Consider the following 20,749-nt stretch of genomic DNA (forward strand, 5'->3'; position numbering starts at 1 on the left):
AGGTAAGTCTGCGGGCCAGCTGGCCCCGGGCCACAAGTGTCCGTTCGCACCAGCAGGACCCTTAAACCTCCGCCGCCGGCGCCGCGAACTGCGCCTCGTACAGTCGCGCGTACGCCCCACCCGCCGAAAGCAGGGAAGCATGAGTCCCCTGCTCCACGATCTGGCCGGACTCCATCACCAGGATGAGGTCGGCGTCGCGAATCGTGGAGAGGCGGTGCGCGATCACGAAACTCGTCCGGTCGGACCGCAGTGCACTCATCGCTTTCTGCACCAGCAGCTCGGTCCGCGTATCCACGGAAGAAGTCGCCTCATCCAGGATCAGCACCGACGGCCGGGACAGGAACGCCCGGGCAATCGTCAGCAGCTGCTTCTCGCCGGCCGACACGTTGGAGCCCTCATCCTCGAGCAGCGTGTCGTACCCCTCCGGCAGGGCACGCACGAACCGGTCCACGTACGTCGCCTGCGCTGCCTCCACAATCTCCGCCTCAGACGCCGAGGGCCGGCCATACGCGATATTGTCCCGGATGGTCCCGCCGAACAGCCACGTATCCTGCAGCACCATCCCCATCCGCGAGCGCAGCTCGCGCCGCGGGACAGAGGTGACGTCCACGCCGTCGAGCGTTATCCGTCCGGCATCCAGCTCGTAGAACCGCATCATCAGGTTCACTAGCGTGGTCTTGCCGGCCCCGGTGGGGCCCACGATCGCCACTGTCTGCCCCGGTTCCGCCACCAGGCTCAGGTCCGTAATCAGCGGCTTGTCCGGTGAATAGGAGAACGAGACGTTCTCGAACACCAGCCGGCCCCGCCCGCCGGAAGCGGCGGCACCTGTAGATTCCGCCGACTGCTCCTCCTCATCCAGCAGCTCGAACACCCGCTCGGCCGACGCCACCCCGGACTGCAGCAGGTTGGCCATCGACCCCAGCTGGGCCAACGGCTGGGTGAACTGCCGTGAGTACTGGATGAACGCCTGCACGTCGCCCAGCTGCATCGCCCCGGACGCCACCTGCAGCGCACCCACCACCGCGACCCCCACGTACACCAGGTTCCCGATGAACGTCAGCGCCGGCATGATCAGGCCGGAAATGAACTGCGCGCCGAAGCTCGCCTCGAACAGTTCCGCGTTTTTCTGCCGGAACCGTTCCTCCACCTCCCGCTGCCGGCCGAACACCTTCACCAGTGCGTGCCCCGTGTACGTCTCCTCGATCTGCCCGTTCAGCTCCCCCGTGTGCTTCCACTGCGCCACGAACAGCTTCTGGGAGCGCTTGGCAATCAGCGCCGTCGTCACCAGCGTCAGCGGCACCGTCACCAGCGCAATCAGCGCCAGCACCGGTGAGAGCAGGAACATCATCACCAGCACGCCCGCCACCGTGAGCAGCGAGGTCACCGCCTGGGAGATCGACTGCTGCAGGCTCTGCGAGATGTTGTCCACGTCGTTCGTCACCCGGCTGAGCAGCTCCCCGCGCTGGATCGAGTCGAAGTACCGCAGCGGCAGCCGGTGGATCTTCGCCTCGATCCGCTCCCGCAGCCGGTACACGGTCCGCTGCACCACGCCGTTGAGCAAGTACGCCTGGATCCAGCCGAACGCCGACGCCAGCACATACAGCGCCAGCGCCCACAGCAGCACGTTCGCCAGCGCCGCGAAGTCGATCCCCGCGCCGGGCGTCAGCGTCATGGCCCCGATCATGTCCGCCTGCGCGTTCTGCCCGGACGCCCGCAGCCCGGCAATCACCTGCTCCTTACTCACCCCAGCCGGCAGGTTTTTGGACACCACGCCGGCGAAGATCAGGTTGGTGCCCTCGCCCAGCAGCCGCGGCCCGGTCACCGAGAACGCCACGCTTACGACGGCGAGCCCAAGTACCAGCGCCAGCCACGCCCGCTCTGGGCGCAGCTCCCCCAGCAGCCGCCGGGCCGACGGCCCGAAGTTCAGCGCCTTCTCCGCCGGGACGTTCATCCCGGCGAACGGTCCGCCGCGTCCCGGTCCGCCGCTGGGCCGGGGAATGCGTACGACGTCGGGCCGCCGGGTTCCGGGGGCAGTGCCGGTCTGCTCGGCCCGCTGGGCCCGGCTCGAGGTGCTCATGCCGCCTCCTCCGCCGCCAGCTGGGAGGACACGATCTCCCGGTACGTCTCCGAACTCTCCAAAAGCTCACTGTGCGTTCCGCGCCCGACAATCCTGCCGCCGTCGAGCACCAGAATCTGGTCCGCGTCCACGATGCTGGAGACGCGCTGCGCGATGATCACCAGCGTGGCACCGGCGGTGTCCCGGTGCAGCGCCCGCCGGAGCCTTGCATCGGTGGCGGTGTCCAGCGAGGAAAACGAGTCGTCAAAGATGTACAGCTCCGGCCGCTTCACCAGTGCCCGGGCGATCGCCAGCCGCTGCCGCTGACCGCCGGACACGTTGGTGCCGCCCTGCGAGATGGGTGCGTCCAGGCCGCCCTCCATCTCGCGCACAAAGTCCTCGGCCTGGGCGGTGGCCAGCGCGTGCCACAGCTCCTCCTCGGTGGCATCGGGCTTGCCGTACAGCAGGTTGCTCCGCACGGTCCCGGAGAACAGGTACGGCCGCTGCGGCACCAGCCCGATGTGCCCCCACAGCAGGTCCGGGTGCAGCTCCCGCACGTCCACGCCGCCCATCATCACCGATCCGGACGTCGCGTCAAAAAGCCGCGGCATGAGGTTCACCAGCGTGGTCTTCCCCGAGCCCGTGCTGCCGATGACCGCCGTCGTCTGCCCCGCCGGGGCGGTGAAGCTGATGCCGCTCAGGACCGGCCGCTCGGCACCCGGGTAGGCGAATCCGACGTCGCGCATTTCCAGCTCACCGCGGGCGGTGCGGCTACCGGTGCCCGGGGAAGCGTCGTCGTCGAATACCACCGGGTTCACGGGCGGCCGCACGGACGACTCCGTCTCCAGCACCTCCCCGATCCGGTCCGCCGAGACGGCAGCGCGCGGGATCATCACGGCCATGAAGGTGGCCATCATGACGGACATCAGGATCTGCAGCAGGTAGCTGAGGAACGCCACCAGCGTGCCCACCTGCATGGAGCCGTCCTCGATCCGGAACGACCCGAACCAGATCACCGCGACGCTGGAGACGTTGAGCACCAGCATCACCACAGGAAACGCGAGCGCCATCAGCCGCCCGGCCCGCAGCGCCGTGTCCGTGACGTCCGAGTTGGCGCCCGCGAACCGCTCGGTCTCCAGGTCCTCGCGCACGAATGCCCGCACCACCCGGATGCCAGCCAGCTGCTCCCGGAGCACCCTGTTGACGGCGTCGATCCGCAGCTGCATCAGGCGGAACAGCGGCACCATCCGGCTGATGATCACCCCGACGCCGAGCAGCAGCGCCGGCACGCTCACCGCGATCAGCCAGGACAGCTGGGCATCCTGCCGGACGGCCATCACCACGCCGCCGATGCTGAGCATGGGCGCAGCCACCATTAGCGTGGCGGACATCAGCACCAGCTGCTGCACCTGCTGGACGTCGTTGGTGGACCGCGTGATGAGGCTGGCCGGGCCGAACCGGGTGACCTCCTGCTCGGAGAACCCGCCCACCCGGGTGAAGATCGCCCCGCGCAGGTCCCGCCCCATGCCCATCGCCGCCTTGGCCCCGAAGTACACCGCCGTCACCGCGCACGCGATCTGCAGCAGGGTGATGAACAGCATCAGGCTGCCGACACCCAGGATGTAGCCGGTGTCCCCCGTTGCCACGCCAAGGTCAATGATGTCCGCGTTCAGGGTGGGGAGATAGAGGGACGCAATGGACTGCGCCAGCTGAAAAACGACGACGGCGATCAGCAGCCGCCGTTGCGGCTGCAGGTACCGGACAAGAAGCTTCCAAAGCATGCAGGCCCTCGCAGCAGGTCCTCGAAGTGATCGGAAGGCCAGTTTACGTCCGGCGGCTTGGGGCAGCCTGTAAGCTGAGGCCGTCGCCGGGAACCCGGAAACACCTCAATTGAACACCGCAAATGAACGCGGCAGTTGAACACCGCGAATGAACAACGCAAATTGAAGAATGGGGACTTCATTGAGCGATCAGCAGTTGGGCTATCGCGAGCCCGGAAAAATTGCGCCAGTAAACATACCGCACCCTGTCCGGCTCGCGGCCGCCTGCTGGGTGGCCAGCGCCGTGGTGGCCGGCATGATGCCCGTGATCCTGGAGGTGGCAGGCATCGACTTCGGCCAGTCGATCCCGGACTGGGCCGTGCCCTATCTCGTGGCCTTTGCCGTCCCGCTCACTGCCCTGCAGGTATTGGCAGCGCAGCATTTGCTGCACGGCGCGCGCTGGGCCCGCATTCTCCTGACCGTCGCCGCCGCCCTGTCGGCAATAGGCGCACCGGTCGACCTCACCGCTTTGATCCTCGCCGGCCTGGTGCTGACGCTGGCGGGTGCCACGCTGATGTGGCTGCCCGCGTCCAACCGGTTCTTCCTGCTGCGCCGCGATCCTGCCTATCCGGTACCTGCTGCTGCGGCCAACACGGCGGGGCCACTTTCCTGAATTGGCTCTGGTGCGCAGTGCGGCAGGCTGCCTACCGTAGTTGGGGACTCCACGTGAGTTCCAGCCGACGTTGATTTCCACAGAAAGACCAGCATGCCCGCCACCGTGAACGAGTACCCCTTCTCGCAGGTCGACGTCTTTGCCCCCGGGCCCAAGCCCGGCAACCCGGTCGGCGTCGTCCATAACGCAGACGGCCTGTCCGACGAGCAAATGCAAAGTTTCGCCAACTGGACCAACCTTTCGGAAACCACATTCCTGCTGAAGCCGACGCAACCGGAGGCGGACTACCGGCTCCGGATCTTCACGCCGGCGTCCGAGCTTCCCTTCGCCGGCCACCCGACGCTCGGCTCCGCGCACGCGTGGCTGGAGAACGGCGGCCAACCGCAGCGCCCGGGAGAACTCGTGCAGGAATGCGGGGTGGGTCTCGTCAAGATCAGCCAAACGGCCGACGAACAGTTCTTCGAGGCCCCGCCGCTGCGCCGTTCCGGTCCGGTGGAAGACGAGGTGCTGGAGCTGGCCATCGCCAGCCTGGGCATCACGCCCGAGCAGGTCCTGGACAGCAACTGGGTGGACAACGGCCCAGGCTGGCTCGGCATCCGGCTGGCCTCGGCCCGGCAGGTGCTCGACCTGACGCCGGACTTCGTGGCCATGGGGAAGCTGAACGTGGGCGTCATCGGCGCTTACGGGGACGGCGGCCCGGCGGACTTCGAGGTGCGCGGCTTCGTTCCCGGCCTCGCCGTCCCCGAAGACCCGGTTACGGGCAGCCTGAACGCCGGCCTTGCGCAGTGGCTCATCGGCTCGGGTGTGGTGGAGGGCGACTACACCGTCAGCCAGGGCACCGTCCTGGGCCGCGACGGCCGGCTGACCATCACCACCGAAGGCGACAGCATCTGGGTGGGCGGCACCAGCCGCACCGTCATCCGGGGAAGCGTCTCCCTGTAATTCCATCCCCGGTTGGGTAAGAACTGCCGGGGACGGGCGGTGCCCCATTGAACCTGCCCGTCCCAGTCGGTGGTGTCTCTTGGCTGATCTTCATGCGGGTCTCTTGCGGGGCCGCGGCGCTTCTGCACGGCCCCTGGGAATACTGTCCCGCCGCAGGCTCAAGCCCGGCGCAACATTGCGGCAGGATCGCCGCAAGATCCGGCGGGTGCCGCCGTCGTCGGATCAGGGCTGCCGGCCCGGCTGTGGGCCGGACGGAACTGCTAACAACGTGATGTGCGCCTCCAAGCCGCAACGTTGCCCGGCCCCCAGACGTTGGGCAGGGAGACGGAAGGAGGCCAGATGCTCATTGTTCTGACTGGAATCGACGGTTCGGGAAAAACGACGGCGGCCCGTTCCCTGGTTGCGGCGGCCCGTGCGGAGGGCAGCAAGGCACTCTTACTGAGCAACTATGCAGGCCGGCGGCGCATGTCCCTGCTCAGCGCACGGCTCGGCATCCACCTGCCCGCCCGGCTGGCCGACGCGGCGGAAACCACCATGCGCGTATTCAACGTGCTGGTGTCCACTGTTCGGGCAACCCGCTTCGAGGGGCTGGTTGTCATGGACCGCCACCTCCACTGCCAGCTGGCGCTGCGCGAGGCAAGGGGCCTGCGCCAGGGACGGTTTCTCCCTTGGCTGCTCCGGACTCTGCCGGCCCCGGACCGGGTCCTCCATCTGGACGTGAGCCCCGAAGAGGCGCACCGGCGGATCCTGGCGCGGGGCACGGACGAGGAGTCCCTGGCCGATCTGACGGCCCTGCGGAACGCGTACCGCGCACTTCCCGAGTACGCGGACATGGTGAAGATCGACGCCGGTGGCAAGCCTTCCGATGTGCTCGTCCGGCTGATCGACGCGGTCGATTCGCCACGGCAACTCAAGGTTTAGTCAAGAATTTACGAAACGGCCGAATACGTCTTCCTGGAAGTCCATCCGGCTGTACATTAGTGCCAGCTCTCCTCTTTCCCCCCAAATCGGAGCGCTGGAAGCCTCCGCGCTGGAGTCCTTTGATTCGCGCGGAGGCTTCCCCTTTTCCCCACCCAACCACTTCCCGGGCACTGCCTGCTCTGGCCACACTCCGCCGTCGACGATATAGTAAGCAAGCTGATGACTTCGGATTCCGGACCATCATCTGTTCACTTCGACGAAGGAGACACTATGAGCACGAGGGTTGAGAAGCGCATTCTGGTGAACGTGCCGGTCAGCACGGCATACAACCAGTGGACCCAGTTCGAAGACTTTCCGCACTTCATGGGCGGCGTCAAAAAAGTGACCCAACTCAGCGACGACCGCCTCGAATGGGTCGCCGAGATCGCGGGCGTGAAGCGCAAGTGGGAGGCGAGGATCCTCGAGCAGCAGCCGGACCAGAAGGTTGCCTGGGCTGCGACCGAGGGTGCCACCAACGCGGGTTCGGTGGAGTTTGAAGACGTGGGCGGCGGCCAGACCTCCATCAAGCTGTTCATCGACTACGAACCCGAAGGGATCGTGGAGAAGATCGGCGACAAGATGCACGTCGTGGAGCACCAGGCCGAGTCCGACCTCAAGAGGTTCAAGGCATTCATCGAGGACGAAGGCTACGCCAGCGGCGCCTGGCGTGGCTCGGTCAACGAAGGCGGATCGGTGGGCACCCCGGGCGTTGAGCACGCGGCCGGCTCGCTCGGCGACAGCGGCAAGGCCGGCGTCTCCGGCAAGATGGCGGCAGCTGCCGGAGTGGCCGCCGCAGCAGGCGCGGCCGCGGCAGTTGCAGCGAGCGGCAAGGACAAGGACACCGACACTGTGTATGTCGCCGACGAAACCGTCACCCCTGTGGTGCCGGAGTACGCTGAAACCACAGTCGTCACCGACACGACCGGCGCCCCGGGCTTCGCCGGCGGAACTGCGGCGGACACCGTTTCGGGCGGAGCTTTTGCCGGCGGAACTGCGGCCGGCACCGGTTCGGCACTGACGGATGAGACCGTCGCCCATCCCTTCGACCAGACCAACGGCCTGATTGACGACGAAGGCGACTCGGATGAAACGGCTGCAAGCGACACTCGAAGCGCGGCAGACCGGGCCGAACGGGAAGAAGGCGGCCCGGGCACCCTCCCGCCCCTCGGTGGTACTTCCGGCCAGCACTAACGCCGGCCTCCACTGAGAACGCGGGTGCCGCCGTCGGCCGTTATTTAGACGGCGGCACCCTGGTTTGAAACCAAAAACGACGGCGGGACAACCCGCCGTCGTTTTTGTCCATGCGGCTGCCCTAATGCCCGTCGTGGAACGCTTTATTTTGAGCATTGACCTCTGCCGCCCGCAGTGGCAACGTGGGATTCATCTTCTTCCCCCAGCGCCGGGGGCATGCACATCTTTACCTTGCCTGACGTGCGCGCCGGACAAGCACAGCCGATACACCAATAGTTACGGCAGCGATATTCCGTGCCCGGACATTTGTGAGAGCTCTCCAATAATTCTCTCATTCCCGATTAAGTCTTCTCACTGAGGCTTGCCGAACAAACATTTCGTTAAAGAATCGGCAGGCTGTGGGGGCCCACATGGAGCACATAAGAATTGTTCTCTATTCACACGACTCGCTGGGTCTCGGTCACGTGCGGCGCAATCTTGCGCTGGCCCACGCCCTGAGTAACCAGTTGCCCGTCCTGACCGGCCGCGAGGTGACCGGCATCCTCATTTCCGGCACTGTGCTGGCCCCCGGGTTCGACGTTCCGGCGGGATGGGACTGGTTGATCCTGCCTGGAGTGGACAAGAGCCCTGCCGGCTACCAGCCCCGCAACCTGACCGTGCCCATACAGGACCTCGTCTCGCTCCGGGCCGGCCTGCTCGAGTCGGTGCTGGACGGTTTCCTTCCCGACCTGGTGGTGGTTGACCGCCACGCCACCGGCATCCATCGCGAACTGGAAACAGCCCTGCGCCGTGCCCGCTCGGCCGGGCCTGTCCGCACGGTCCTGGGCCTGCGCGAGATCCTGGATACGCCTGAGGCGGCCATGGCCGAATGGGAGAGGGTGGGCGGCGCCTCACTCGTCGAGGCCCTGTTTGACGCCATCTGGGTCTACGGCGACCCCGCAGTCCATGATCCCGTTTCCGCCGGGGAAATCCCGCCCTCCGTGCAGAAGCTGGTCCGCTACACCGGTTACCTCGCCGCCGGCAGGCCAGCGGGTCCGGGGGAACCCATCATGCCCGGCCCCTACGTCCTGACCACCCTTGGCGGCGGAGCCGACGGGCACGCGCTGGCAGCATTGGCATCAGCTGCGGAACTGCCTCCGGGTATCGACCACCTGGTCGTCGCCGGCCCCCAGATGCCGGCGGACCGGCTCGCCGATCTGCGGCGGCGGGCCATGCCAGGCGTCAGGATTGTCGAAAGGCTCGATGACATGGTGCTCCACCTGCGCGGGGCCCGGGCCATTGTGTCCATGGGCGGCTACAACACCGTCTGCGAAATCATGAGCACAGACGTCCCCGCCCTGATCGTGCCGCGCACCCATTCGCGGTCCGAGCAACGGATCCGGGCCGCATCCCTGGCCGCGGCGGGATTCCTGGAGTATCACGAGATCGGCACGCTCACGCCGGAGATCCTCTCCGGCTGGCTGGCCCGCCGGCTGGGCACCAGGGTGGACAGAAGGCAGGCACAGCTCAATGGGCTGGTCCGCGTCCCGCAACTGGCGGCCGAACTTCTGCAGCCCGTGCCGCACCGGCCCCTGCTGCGCGCCGCGGCATCGTCGTCGGCATCGCGTGTGACCGGCAGCCCGGAAGGTGCCGCCCATGCTGCAGTCTGAACCGGCCACCGCCTACATCCTGAAGATGTACCCGCGGTTCTCCGAGACGTTCATCGTGTCGGAGATCTTGGCGCGCGAGGCCGCCGGGGACAGGATCGAGATCTTCTCCCTGCGCCCGCCCGACGATCCGCGGTTCCATCCCGAACTCGCCCGCGTCAAAGCTCCCGTGACGTATATCGGCCGCCCGAAAAGCGCCCTCGGCGTGTGGAATGTTTTCCGCGCGGCCGAGGCCGCCGGCCTGGCCCCCGCCGTCGCCCGGCTTTTCGCGGAGCTGGCCACCATCGAATCGAATGATGCCATCCAGGCCATCAACCTCGCCGTCGCCCTGAAGGACCGCAACGTCCGGCACCTGCACGTCCACTTCGCGTCCACCCCCACCGGCGTGGCCAGGCTGGCCTCGGCCATCACCGGCATCCCGTACTCCTTCACGGCCCACGCCGTGGACATCTTCCTGGACTCCGTCAGCAAGGACGATCTGCGGATCAAGTTCGCCCAGGCCCACCATTCCGTGACGATCAGCGAGTACAACCTGCGCTTCCTGCGCCGCCTCTTCCCGGACGCCACCTCCCGCCTCCACCTGGTGCGGAACGGCCTGGAACTGGACCGGTTCCCCTACCGGGACCCCCGCCCCCCCGGATCCACCGTCCGGGTGGCCGCCGTCGGCCGGCTGGTGGAGAAGAAAGGGTTCCAGTACCTGCTGCCGGCTGCCGCGGAGCTGGTGGCCCAGGGATTCCCGTTGGACCTGCGGATCGCCGGCACGGGGCTGCTGGCCGAACAGCTGCAGTGCACCGTGGAACAGCTTGGGCTGGTGCGGAGTGTGCGGCTGCTGGGCCCGCAGACCCAGGATCAGGTCCAGGAATTGCTGGATTCGGCCGACGCCTTCATCGCGCCGTGCGTCGTGGGCTCGGACGGCAACGCCGACGGGATGCCCACTGTCCTGCTGGAGGCCATGGCCGCCGGCGTTCCCTGCATCTCCACGGCCGTGACGGGCATACCCGAGGCCGTGCGTAACGGGCACACCGGCATACTGACCCGGCCCGGCCAGCCCCATCTGCTGGCCCAGGCGATCCGCCGCATCAGCTCACCGGCCACGGACCGGGTTGCGATGGCCCGCAATGCCCGCGCCCTGATCGAGAAGGACTACGACGTGCGGCGGCAGGCGGAGGCGCTCCGGGTGCTGTCGATGGAGGCAAGGAGGGTAGCGTGATGCGCGTCGCCTACGTGTGTGCGGACCCCGGCGTTCCGGTCTTCGGCACCAAGGGATCGTCGGTCCATGTGCAGGAGATCGCCCGCGCCTGGCGCCGGGCCGGGGCGGACGTCACGGTCTACTGCACCCGCGCCGGAACCGAGAGGCCGGCCGACCTGGCGGACCTGGCCGTCGTCGAACTCCGGCCCCGCCGCGCCGACGGGGAGGATCGGGAGCGTGCCATCGGGGAGGCTGCGGCGGCCCTGGCCGAGGCGGTGGTCCGCGACGGCTGCGACGTGGTCTACGAGCGCTACTCGCTCTTCAGCCCGGCCCTGGCCCTGGTTGCCGGAACCCTCCGGGTCCCGTCGGTGCTGGAGGTCAACGCGCCGCTGATCGAGGAGCAGCAGCGGTACCGGCAGCTGTTCGACGTCCGCCTGGCCGAGGCCGTCCTGCACAGCAACGCCCTGGCCGCTGACACCGTGGCCTCCGTCTCCGAGCCCGTCGTCCGCTGGGTGGAGGGCCGGGTGCCAGGAGCCAAAACACTGCTGGCACCGAACGGTGTGAACACGGAACGGATTGGTCCCCGGCCGCGCGGCCGCCGCCACCCCCGCCGGCTCACCGTGGCATTCGTGGGCACGCTGAAGCCGTGGCACGGTGTCCCCGCCCTGCTCACGGCGGTAACACTGGCCAACACGGACTCCGGGCCTTCAGGCTACGACGGACGGTGGACCGTGAAGATCATTGGCGACGGCCCCGGCAGGCAGGACCTGCAACGGGCGGCAGCCGGACTGGGCGTGGAGGCCGAGTTCACCGGTGCGGTGACCCCGGATTCGGTGCCCGGGCTGCTGCACGGATGCGATGCCGCCGCCGCACCCTACCCGCAGCCTCAGCCTGGCCGGGACGACTACTTTTCGCCTTTGAAGGTCTACGAGTACATGGCCGCGGGCATGCCAATCGTGGCGACGGCAGTGGGGCAGATACCGTCCATCGTGGAGGACGGACGCACCGGACTGCTCGTCCCGCCGGGTGATGCGTCTGCTTTCGCCGCCGCCCTTCAGCGCCTCGGCGCGGACGCCGCGCTCCGCGAGCGTCTGGGCACCCAGGCGAGGGCCGCCGCCGTCGGACTCTACAGCTGGGACAGCGTACTGTCCCGCATCACCGCCGCGCTGCCCCTCAGCCAAGGGGTGGCATGATGGGCGCGAACCCCACCCGCTCAAGCCCCGCCCGCTCCTCGCGCCGGGCCAAGCCCGCCCGCCCGGCCAGGCCGGAGTCCGGGCTGCGGCGGACGCTGCGCTGCGTACGCCCGCACCTGCGGGGCCACCGGTGGCTGATGGCGGGCGGATTCTCCGCATTGGCGTTCGACGTCCTCTTCCGCCTCATCGAGCCATGGCCCGTCAAGCTCGTGGTGGACGCCGTTTCCCGCGCCCTGGGCGCGACGCTGCGCAAGCCCGGACCCTCGCTGGATGCCAGCGTCCAGACGCTGGTGCTGTGCGGCGCCATTGTGGTGGCGATCGCGGTGGGCCGGGCCGTGGCCAACTACTGGTCCGCGATCTGCTTCGCCCTGATCGGATCCCGGGTGGCGTCGGACCTGCGGGCCCGCGCCTTCCGCCACGTCCAAAGCCTGTCCATGCGCCACCACACCCGGGCGTCCACCGGCGACACGGTCCAGCGGCTGGTGGGCGACGTGTCCCGCCTGCAGGAGGTCGCCGTCACCGCCGGCCTGCCACTGCTGGGCAACACCATCACCCTGGTCCTAATGACGGGCATCCTGCTGTGGCTCGACCCGCTCCTGTCTCTGGTGGTATTCCTGGCCGGCGGAGCGTTCGCGCTGCTTTCCCGCGCCAGCTCCGGCCCCATCACCGCCGCTGCGGGCAGCTCCCGCAAAGGCGAAGGACACCTCGCCACCACCGCCGCCCAGACCCTCGGCGCCATCCGCGAGGTGCAGGCCTACGGGCTGGAAGACACCATCAGCTCCGGCTTCCGCAAGAGCAACCAGGCCACCCTCGGCACCGGCGTCGCGGCGCTGCGGCTGGCGGCCGGCCTGGAGCGGCGCACCGACGTGCTGATCGGCATCGCGACGGCGGTTGTCCTCGCCGGCGGGGGCTGGCGCGTCCTGGAGCACGCGATCACCCCCGGCGACCTCGTGGTGTTCCTGATGTACCTCAAAACCGGCATGAAACCACTGAAGGACCTGGCCAAGCAGACCGGCCGCATCGCCCGCGCCACCGCTTCCGGCGAACGCGTGGCGGACCTGCTCGAGGCCCAGACCGACCTGCCCGAAGCCCCCCACGCCCGCCGCCTGAACAGCGTCAACCCGGACATCGTGCTGGACAACGTCTCCGCCGGGCACGGCGAAGGACCCGTGCTGCACGGCATCAGCCTCACCATCCCAGCCGGCGAACACCTGGCCATCCTTGGCCCGTCAGGTGCCGGCAAATCCACCCTCGCCAGCCTCGTCCTGCGCATGATCGACCCGAGCGCCGGTTCCGTCCGGGTGGGCGGCGAGGACCTCCGCGACCTCACCATCGCTTCCGTCCGCGCCCACGTGTCAATCCTGCTGCAGGACTCCGTGCTTTTCGGCGCCTCGGTGCGGGACAACATCCGGTTCGGCCGGCTGGACGCCACGGACCGGGACGTCGAGGAGGCCGCCGTCCTGGCCCAGGCCGACGGCTTCATCCGTGCCCTGCCGGATGGCTACGACACCGTGCTGGGTGAAGCGGCAAAGGACCTCTCCGGCGGCGAGCGGCAGCGGATCGCCATTGCCCGCGCCGTACTCCGGCAGGCACCAATCGTCATCCTGGACGAGGCCACCGCAGGCCTGGACCCTGTGTCGCGGAACTCCGTCCTGCAGGCCCTCGCCGCCCTCACCCAGAGACGCACGTCCATCACCATCACCCACGATGCGCACTCCGCGCGCTCCTGCGACCGCGTCGTCTGGCTCGAACACGGCCGCATCGTCGAAGCCGGGCGGCCGGAAGACCTGCTCCGGGATTCCGGCTCCCGGTTCTTCCACTGGATGGCGGACCAGGCCCCGGGCGTCCAGAACCGGCCCGGCGAGGTTAGTCCGGGCGAAGTCAGGCAGGTGGTGCCGTGAACGCCTCACCCTCCGGATTCAGCAACCCGGACCAGTCCCTGGCCCGCCGCGACGCCGCGCTGCCTGCCCTTTCCTGGCTGCTGGACAACACCCGCTTGTCCGAACTGCTCGGCGAGACCGTGCGCGTCACCCGCTGCCGCTACAAGCCCGGCACTTCCCTGCTGGTGGCTTTCCGCAGGATCCGCAACGGCAGCTTCGACTACGGCTGGGCCTATACCCTGGCCGCCCCCGTCGCCAAGCTGCTCCGGCGCGAAAGCACCTCACGGTCCCGCGGCGGGAACATGCGCGTCCTCCGGCCGGACCCCGGGCAACAGGACACGCTGGTGGCGGTAGGCGGTGTGGAGGACGACTGGGCCCTGTACAAGAATCTCCTGTGGCTGCGCGAGCACGGCGCCGAACGGCTGGGCATTTCCAGCAGACCGGGCGGGACTCTGCTCGCGGGCAGCAGCGTACTGCGGTACAAGCCGGAACGGCGGCTGGTGCTGTCCGCGCACCAGGCGAGCACCGCCGTCGTCATTAAGGCCGCCGCGAAACCCGCCACCGCAGGACAGCAGACCCACTTCCTGGATCGCCTCCGTCTTCATGGGGTCCCGCTCCTCCCCCAGTTGGGGGACGCGGAGTGCCTGGACCACGGCATCAGCGCCTGCGTCGCCTGGGGCGGCGGCGACCTCGCCGGGCTCGACGACGAGCCGGGCGCCATCGCTGCCGGAGAAGCCCTGGCCAGGCTGCACGGCGTTGCTGATCCCGTCATCCAGGACAGCGCGGGGAGCTGGCCGGCGGGAATCACCACGCAGCTGCAGGCCACCAGCAACATGGTTTCCTCCCTTCTGCCTTCACTGGAGGAAACGGCCAGGCGCATCGAAGCCGAACTCAGTGCACTGCTGCTTAATGGCGGCCAGCCCGGCCCTGTGCTCGTGCACGGCGACTTCTCGCCCGATCAGGTACTGGTAGGGGGTTCGGAGGTGCGCCTCATCGACTTCGACCGCGCGCACGCGGGGACGGCCGAGGCCGACCTGGGATCGTTCGCTGCGGCGGAAGAGACGGTGCTGCCCGCTTCCGGCGGCGCACCTGCCCGTGATGTATCTGCCGGCGGTGCATCTGCCGGCGGCCCCAAAACGGCCGGTCTCATGGACGGCTACCTCCAGGCCGGCGGGCGCTTCACACAATCCGGGGTGGATGCCTGGGCGGCCTTCCGACTCTTCAACAGCAGCATTGACCCCTTCCGCGACCGGTCCCCGGAATGGGCAGCAGACATGTCCTGGCATCTCAGCAGGGCAAAGGAGCTGATCCCATGAACTGGCGTCCTCCCGTCCCCCGCCGGGTGACCGACGCCGCGGGGTTCGTCTGGTCGGTCCAGCGAGCATGGCCCGAAACCGCGGCGGGCCGGTACGTCCTGGAGGTCCGCAAGCCGGGCCGGCCGGGTGTCCTGGCGGGACGCTTCGAAGAGGGCCGGTTCGACCCCGTCACAGTGAATGACCGCCGCCTGCCAGCCCTCGCCGCTGAGTCAGCCAAAGGCGAAGTTGTGGTTCACCGTGCCCACAGGCGCGCCGTCCTGCGGACTCCAGCCAGCTACATCAAGGTGCTTCCGCCCGGGTGGGCGCCAACTGCGGCCGCCAGCCACACCATTGCCGCCGCTCCCCTGGCCGCCGCCGGCTTCAACACGCCCCGCCTCATTGCCGCCGGGCGGGACGTCCTGGTCTTCAGCGCCGTCCCCGGCCGCTCCTTTTACGAGCTCGGGCAGGACCAGACCGGAATCACGGACGTGTTCTATGCCGCCAAGTGGGCCGAGTGGCAGCGGGCGTGGACGGAAACCGTGGCCAGCGCGAGCAGTCCGGCATTCCGGACTGACCTGGAACGGCTTCCGCTGCACGACGCGGAGGAGGAAGCCGTCAGCCTGCGGCGCTGGGTCGACCACTGGCTGCGCCACAGCGAGGGCATTGCCGAGGCAGCCACGGCACGGGCTGCCCTCTTGATGCGGACTGATGTGGTTACGGCCGGTCTCCTTGCTCTGCCCCGGGATCGCCTGGGTTGGGCGCACGGAGACCTGCACGAGAAGCAGATGCTTGGCACAGACCATCCGGGCGCCCCGGGACTGCTGGATTTCGACGAGTCCTGCATGGCTGAGGCTGCCCTGGATCTGGCCAACCTGGACATGCATCTGGAAGAGAGGTGGCGGCGGCACTTGCTCACCACCCGCCGGTACGCTATCGCCCACGCCAGCGTCATGTCCGCGGCCGAGCGCCTGGACGTCAGCCCGGGCCGTCTTGCCGCCTATCGTGCGTCAGCGCGCCTCCGCCTGGCCTGCCTGTATTCCTTCCGCCCGCCGGTTGCGGCCGCCATGGGAGCCGCAGCCGGCAACGTATCCGGCGTCCCCGGATCCGGCGCAGCCGGAACATACAGAGCTTGGAACCTGACATGAGCAAGTTTCCAATGCGGGAACCGGACGGGCTTTCCCTTTCCGTCATCGGGACCGGATATCTTGGCGCAGCGCACGCCGTCTGCATGGCGCTGCTGGGGCACCGGGTGGTGGGGATCGACGTCGACCCCGTCAAGGTCCGTGCGCTGTCCGGCGGGGAGCTGCCGTTCTACGAACCCGGGCTGAAAAAACTGCTCCGCCGGGGGCTGGAGAGCGGCAGACTGAGCTTCACCACCGACTTCTCGGCGGCGGCCGGCGCCGTAATCCATTTCCTGTGTGTCGGCACGCCGCAGGAGCCCGATTCGCCAGCCGCAGACCTTCACTATCTGGAGGCTGCCGTTTCCCGGCTCGCGCCGCATCTGGACCGGGAATGCCTCGTGGCCGGCAAGTCCACGGTTCCGATCGGCACCGCGGAGCGGCTCACGGCGTTCCTGCAGCAGAACGCCCCTGCCGGCGGCCGCGCGGCTCTGGCCTGGAATCCTGAGTTCCTGCGGGAAGGGCACGCCGTCGAGGACACGCTGCACCCGGACCGGCTGGTGTTCGGTGTGGCCTCCGAACGGGCTTTGGCGCTGCTCAAGGCCTGCTACGCGCCGATCATCGCGGACGGCACACCGGTGGTGGTGACCGACCTCGCCACAGCCGAACTGGTCAAGGCCGCCGCGAATTCGTTCCTGGCCACCAAAATTTCCTACATCAACGCCATGGCCGAAATCTGCGAAGCCACCGGCGCCGACGTCAACCAGCTCGCCACCGCGCTCTCCTACGACAGCCGCATCGGCGGCAGGTTCCTCAAACCAGGCCTCGGCTTCGGCGGCGGCTGCCTGCCCAAGGACATCCGGGCCTTCACGCACCGGGCTAAAGAACTCGGCGTCGGGCAGGCCGTGGGCTTCCTGCAGGAGGTGGACGCCATCAACCAGCGGCGGCGACAGCGCACCGTGGACCTCATCACTGAAATGGCCTGCGGCGACCTCACGGGCGTGCACGTCACCGTCCTCGGCGCCGCGTTTAAACCCGATTCCGACGATATCCGCGACGCCCCCGCCCTGGACGTGGCCCGCATGCTCCACCAGGCCGGGGCGAAGGTCACCGTGTTCGACCCGAAAGCCATGGACAATGCCCGGCGCAGCTACCCGGACCTCGCCTACGCCGAAACCCTCGAAGCCGCGGTGACCGGCGCGGAAATCGTGGCCCTCCTGACCGAATGGGACATCTTCCGCCGCGCCGATCCGGCCGCACTGGGCGCCCTCGTGCAGCTGCGGAACATCGTGGACGGCCGGCACGCGCTCGATGCCGAAGCGTACCGCGCCGCGGGCTGGGACTACCGAGCCCTCGGCGCGCCCAACCGGCTGCCAGCACGGGTTAACGATGGGCCGCGGGTCACGGGTGGCCGGGGTTCAATTGCTGACGAGGCGCAGGTACCTCAAGGCGTGTAGCGGGGCGGTGCAGTCAGAGGGCCGGGTCCGTCAAAGCGCTGTGCCGTCAGAGGGCTTGGTCCGGCGTTTCGGCCGACTTGTTGCGGGTTTCCATCAGGTGCAGCTGCAGTTTCGCTTCCGCTTCCCGGCGCCGTTTGGCCTGCTCGCGGAGCTTTCGCGTTGCCTCAGAGCCCTCGGAGTGGATCAGTCCGGCCGTTCGATTACGGGGGGCGCCACCGCCGGAGGGTGCCGCCATAAGTTCTTCGCTCATGCCCCATGGTCACATGGCCGTGACCTTGCGGGAAGAGCCGTAACCGGATCGGAACCTGGCGGCATTCATAAGGGCCGGCGGCGTTTTGGGAAGGCGCCCCGGGCTCGTAAGGATCGCTCTCCGGGGCTCGTGCCGTCGGCCCCACCTTTATTTTACGAGCCCGGAGCCCCGTGAAACAGGGGTTTTTCTGTTTCTGGTCACCGAAATGCCAGCCAATCACCTGGACGTGGCCGGGAGCGGGCAGATCCGCTGGCATGTAGCCGCGCGCACTTTCATTTCGGAAATTTCCGACATATTCTGCAAGCGTGCTTCCCGACATCTTCGGCGCCCTGGCCAACCCGGCACGGCGCCTCATCCTCGACGAGCTCCGCAACGGGCCACGGACGGCGGGTGACCTCACGGGGCTGCTCGAGCAGAGCCGCTCTACCGCGTCGGAACACCTCGCCGTGCTCCGCGAGGCCGGACTCGTCCGGGAAGAGCGGCAAGGAAGGCATCGGGTGTATCACCTTCAGGCCGCCGGCCTGGCCGAGGTGGACGGCTGGCTGAAGCAATACGAGCACTACTGGAACCGGCGCCTCGATGCGCTGGGCAACCTACTGGACAGCAACCTATCGAACGAGGAGAACCCATCATGACCGACAATACGATCCGCCTCACGCGGCATTTTCCGCACCCACCCGAGGCCGTATGGAAGGCGCTTACAACGCCGGACCTGCTCGCCCGCTGGTGGGCGCCGGGCGATATCGCCCCTGCCGCCGGCCACCGCTTCACCCTGGACATGGGCGCTTGGGGGCAGCAGCAGTGCGAAGTCCTCAGTGTCGACCCAGGCACCTCGATCAGCTTCCTTTTCGCAGAGGGCGGCCTGAACACCATCATCACGTGGGCGCTTGAAACTGTTCAGGACGGAACAGTCCTCCACCTCGAGCACGCCGGCTTCAACCTCGACACTCCGATGGGCCAGCAGGCCTTCGAGGGCATGGGCAACGGCTGGCCGGGCGTGCTGTCCCGGATCGACGACGTCCTCGTCGACGCAGCGCGGGCGTAGCGCCCGACGGACAAAATACAGACCGCAACATCAGGAAGGGCCGGCACCTCGAGTGCCGGCCCTTCCTGCACTTCCGCGCGGCTCCAGAACTGCCGTCTCCGGCGTCGGCCATTCACCGTAACGCTCCCCTTGACTCACCTGCCATCCCTTCCCTACACTTTTCATAAAGCAGAATCTAAATTCCACAAAGCGGAAACGGCGTAGAGGCCGATAAGCAGGGAAGATAGATCAAAGCCCCTCCCCGGAAGGACCTACGATGACGTACACAGTGAACTGCTCCATCCTCCTGACGGAGCTGCCCCTGCTCGAGCGCCCCGCAGCCGCGAAGGCGGCCGGTTTTGACGCCGTCGAGTTCTGGTGGCCCTTTGAGAGCTCAGTCCCTTCCGACGCCGAGACCACGGCTTTCGAGCGCGCCATCACCGACGCCGGCGTCCAGCTCTCCGGCCTGAACTTCAATGCCGGCAACATGCCCGGCGGCGACCGCGGCTTGGTCTCCTGGAAGGGACGCTGCTCCGAGTTCAAGGACAACATCGACGTCGTCGCCGGCATCGGCGAACGCCTCGGCTGCACCGCTTTCAATGCCCTCTACGGCAACCGCCAGGAGGAATTCAGCCCGGAGGAGCAGGACGAACTGGGGGCCAAGAACCTGGCCGCGGCGGCTGAGGGCGTGGCCCGCGTCGGCGGCACAGTCCTCCTTGAACCCGTCAGCGGAGCACCGCGCTACCCCCTCCTCAAGGCCCAGGATGCGCTCGATGTGATCGCCCGGGTCAAGGCGGAATCCGGCGCCGAGAACATCAAACTGCTCGCGGACTTCTACCACTTGGCCGTCAACGGCGACGACGTCGCCGCGGTCATCGAAAACCACGCCAAGGACTTCGGCCACATCCAGATTGCCGACAACCCCGGCCGCGGGGCTCCCGGAACCGGCGAGCTTCCCCTCGGCGAGTGGATCGCCCGCAGCCGCGAACTCGGCTACGACGGCTACATCGGCCTCGAATACAAGGAACCACAGGAAACCGCCTTCAGCTGGGCGATCCGCGAACACGCCGCCAGCTAGTCCCCGCCCCCTCCCCAACCTCGCAAGCTCGGCCGGGGACCCCTGCGGGCGTGGGCCCAACCATCACAAAGACTTCAGAAAGAGAACCATCATGAGCAACGTTGCAGTCATCGGACTCGGAATCATGGGCCTGCCCATGGCCATCAACCTCGTCAAGGCCGGCCACACCGTCACCGGCTTCAACCGCAGCCAGGACAAGATCGACAAGCTCGTCTCCGAAGGCGGCAAGGGCGCCTCCAGCATCGCGGACGCCGTCAAGGACGCCGACGTCGTCATCACCATGGTGCCCGATTCCCCCGACGTCGAAGGTGTCGTCAGCGGCCCGGACGGCGTCTTCGCCAACGCCAAGAAGGGCACCCTCTGGATCGACGCGTCCAGCATCCGCCCCGATGTCGCCAAGCGCCTGTCCGACGACGCCACCGCAGCCGGCATCCGCCCCCTCGACGCCCCGGTCTCCGGCGGCGAACAGGGCGCCATCGACGCCGTCCTGTCCATCATGGTCGGCGGCGACACGGCAGACTTCGAGGCAGCCCAGGACGTCCTGAACGCCGTCGGCAAGACCATCGTCCACGTCGGCCCCTCCGGCTCCGGCCAGACCGTCAAGGCTGCCAACCAGCTGATCGTCGCCGTCAACATTGAGGTCCTCGGTGAGGCCATCGCGTTCCTTGAGGCCTACGGCGTGGACACCGACGCCGCCCTCAAGGTCCTCGGCGGCGGCCTGGCCGGCTCCAAGGTCCTGGACCAGAAGGGCCAGAAGATGCTGGACCGCAACTTCGACCCCGGCTTCCGCCTCGCCCTGCACCACAAGGACCTGGGCATCGTCACCTCCGCCGCCCGCGAAGCCAACGTCTCCATCCCGCTCGGCGCCGTCGTCGCCCAGCTCGTCGCCGCCACCGTCAACCAGGGCGACGGCGGCCTAGACCACTCGGGACTCTTCAAGCAGGTCCTCCAGCTCAGCGGCCGAAAGTAAGGACTTCCGCTGATCGAGCCCGTCGAGATCAAGGGTTTCGACAGGCTCGACCAGCGGGGTTTCGACA

18 protein-coding genes are annotated in these 20,749 nt (G+C 68.0%); 15 read left to right on the forward strand and 3 right to left on the reverse strand.

From position 1 onward, the window contains the following. Nucleotides 1-61: 61 nt before the first annotated feature. Both G9E11_RS19540 and G9E11_RS19545 read right to left on the reverse strand, forming a co-directional pair. Entirely contained in the window at nt 62-2,077 is a 2,016-nt protein-coding gene (locus tag G9E11_RS19540) for an ABC transporter ATP-binding protein (RefSeq protein ID WP_284691196.1), read from the reverse strand. Beyond that, complete coding sequence (locus G9E11_RS19545) at nt 2,074-3,837, reverse strand: ABC transporter ATP-binding protein (RefSeq protein ID WP_190608916.1); 1,764 nt, start codon at nt 3,835-3,837, stop codon at nt 2,074-2,076. The genes G9E11_RS19540 and G9E11_RS19545 overlap by 4 nt, the downstream gene beginning before the upstream one ends. Before the next feature lie 181 nt (nt 3,838-4,018). Between G9E11_RS19545 and G9E11_RS19550 the strand changes: the two genes are divergently transcribed. The 11 genes from G9E11_RS19550 to G9E11_RS19600 all read left to right on the forward strand — a co-directional run bounded on the left by G9E11_RS19550 (nt 4,019) and on the right by G9E11_RS19600 (nt 17,360). After that, nucleotides 4,019-4,489: a hypothetical protein gene (locus G9E11_RS19550; protein ID WP_190608918.1), complete on the forward strand. Its 471-nt coding sequence runs from the start codon at nt 4,019-4,021 to the stop codon at nt 4,487-4,489. 93 nt (nt 4,490-4,582) lie between these two features. After that, nucleotides 4,583-5,431, forward strand: a complete 849-nt coding sequence (locus G9E11_RS19555; RefSeq protein WP_190608920.1) for a PhzF family phenazine biosynthesis protein — start codon at nt 4,583-4,585, stop codon at nt 5,429-5,431. 339 nt (nt 5,432-5,770) lie between these two features. Next, nucleotides 5,771-6,352: an AAA family ATPase gene (locus G9E11_RS19560; protein ID WP_190608923.1), complete on the forward strand. Its 582-nt coding sequence runs from the start codon at nt 5,771-5,773 to the stop codon at nt 6,350-6,352. Between the two features lie 270 nt (nt 6,353-6,622). Beyond that, nucleotides 6,623-7,582, forward strand: a complete 960-nt coding sequence (locus G9E11_RS19565; RefSeq protein WP_190608925.1) for an SRPBCC family protein — start codon at nt 6,623-6,625, stop codon at nt 7,580-7,582. Between the two features lie 410 nt (nt 7,583-7,992). Next, a complete protein-coding gene (locus G9E11_RS19570) occupies nt 7,993-9,231 on the forward strand; it encodes a glycosyltransferase family protein (RefSeq protein WP_190608927.1) in 1,239 nt (412 codons plus the stop codon). Beyond that, nucleotides 9,218-10,438 carry a glycosyltransferase gene (locus G9E11_RS19575; protein ID WP_190608929.1) on the forward strand — a complete coding sequence of 407 codons (1,221 nt, stop codon included), beginning with the start codon at nt 9,218-9,220 and terminating at the stop codon, nt 10,436-10,438. Before G9E11_RS19570 ends, G9E11_RS19575 begins: the two co-directional genes overlap by 14 nt. Then, on the forward strand, nt 10,438-11,610 hold the full coding sequence (locus G9E11_RS19580; protein WP_190609200.1) for a glycosyltransferase family 4 protein: 1,173 nt from the start codon (nt 10,438-10,440) through the stop codon (nt 11,608-11,610). Before G9E11_RS19575 ends, G9E11_RS19580 begins: the two co-directional genes overlap by 1 nt. After that, on the forward strand, nt 11,610-13,511 hold the full coding sequence (locus G9E11_RS19585; RefSeq protein ID WP_414635214.1) for an ABC transporter ATP-binding protein: 1,902 nt from the start codon (nt 11,610-11,612) through the stop codon (nt 13,509-13,511). The genes G9E11_RS19580 and G9E11_RS19585 overlap by 1 nt, the downstream gene beginning before the upstream one ends. Further along, a complete protein-coding gene (locus tag G9E11_RS19590; protein WP_190608932.1) occupies nt 13,508-14,806 on the forward strand; it encodes an aminoglycoside phosphotransferase family protein in 1,299 nt (432 codons plus the stop codon). Before G9E11_RS19585 ends, G9E11_RS19590 begins: the two co-directional genes overlap by 4 nt. Beyond that, entirely contained in the window at nt 14,803-15,930 is a 1,128-nt protein-coding gene (locus G9E11_RS19595; protein ID WP_190608934.1) for a phosphotransferase, read from the forward strand. Before G9E11_RS19590 ends, G9E11_RS19595 begins: the two co-directional genes overlap by 4 nt. After that, nucleotides 15,927-17,360, forward strand: a complete 1,434-nt coding sequence (locus tag G9E11_RS19600; protein WP_190608935.1) for a UDP-glucose dehydrogenase family protein — start codon at nt 15,927-15,929, stop codon at nt 17,358-17,360. The genes G9E11_RS19595 and G9E11_RS19600 overlap by 4 nt, the downstream gene beginning before the upstream one ends. 46 nt (nt 17,361-17,406) lie before the next feature. On the opposite strand, the gene G9E11_RS19605 is transcribed toward G9E11_RS19600, so the two are convergent. Next, nucleotides 17,407-17,610 (reverse strand): hypothetical protein, encoded by a 204-nt coding sequence (locus G9E11_RS19605; protein WP_190608938.1) that lies wholly within the window; start codon nt 17,608-17,610, stop codon nt 17,407-17,409. Nucleotides 17,611-17,915: 305 nt separating this feature from the next. Between G9E11_RS19605 and G9E11_RS19610 the strand changes: the two genes are divergently transcribed. The 4 genes from G9E11_RS19610 to G9E11_RS19625 all read left to right on the forward strand — a co-directional run bounded on the left by G9E11_RS19610 (nt 17,916) and on the right by G9E11_RS19625 (nt 20,682). After that, the gene (locus G9E11_RS19610) at nt 17,916-18,245 is read left to right on the forward strand and encodes an ArsR/SmtB family transcription factor (RefSeq protein WP_190608940.1); all 330 of its coding nucleotides are present in this window, start codon (nt 17,916-17,918) and stop codon (nt 18,243-18,245) included. Further along, nucleotides 18,242-18,655, forward strand: a complete 414-nt coding sequence (locus G9E11_RS19615) for an SRPBCC family protein (protein WP_190608943.1) — start codon at nt 18,242-18,244, stop codon at nt 18,653-18,655. Before G9E11_RS19610 ends, G9E11_RS19615 begins: the two co-directional genes overlap by 4 nt. Nucleotides 18,656-18,911: 256 nt before the next feature. Then, entirely contained in the window at nt 18,912-19,712 is an 801-nt protein-coding gene (locus G9E11_RS19620; protein ID WP_190608945.1) for a hydroxypyruvate isomerase family protein, read from the forward strand. Nucleotides 19,713-19,803: 91 nt separating this feature from the next. Further along, nucleotides 19,804-20,682 (forward strand): 2-hydroxy-3-oxopropionate reductase, encoded by an 879-nt coding sequence (locus G9E11_RS19625; RefSeq protein ID WP_190608947.1) that lies wholly within the window; start codon nt 19,804-19,806, stop codon nt 20,680-20,682. The last annotated feature ends 67 nt before the right edge of the window (nt 20,683-20,749 follow it).

The organism is Arthrobacter ipis (assembly GCF_014694315.1).
In the GTDB taxonomy this organism is placed as follows: Bacteria; Actinomycetota; Actinomycetes; order Actinomycetales; family Micrococcaceae; genus Arthrobacter; species Arthrobacter ipis.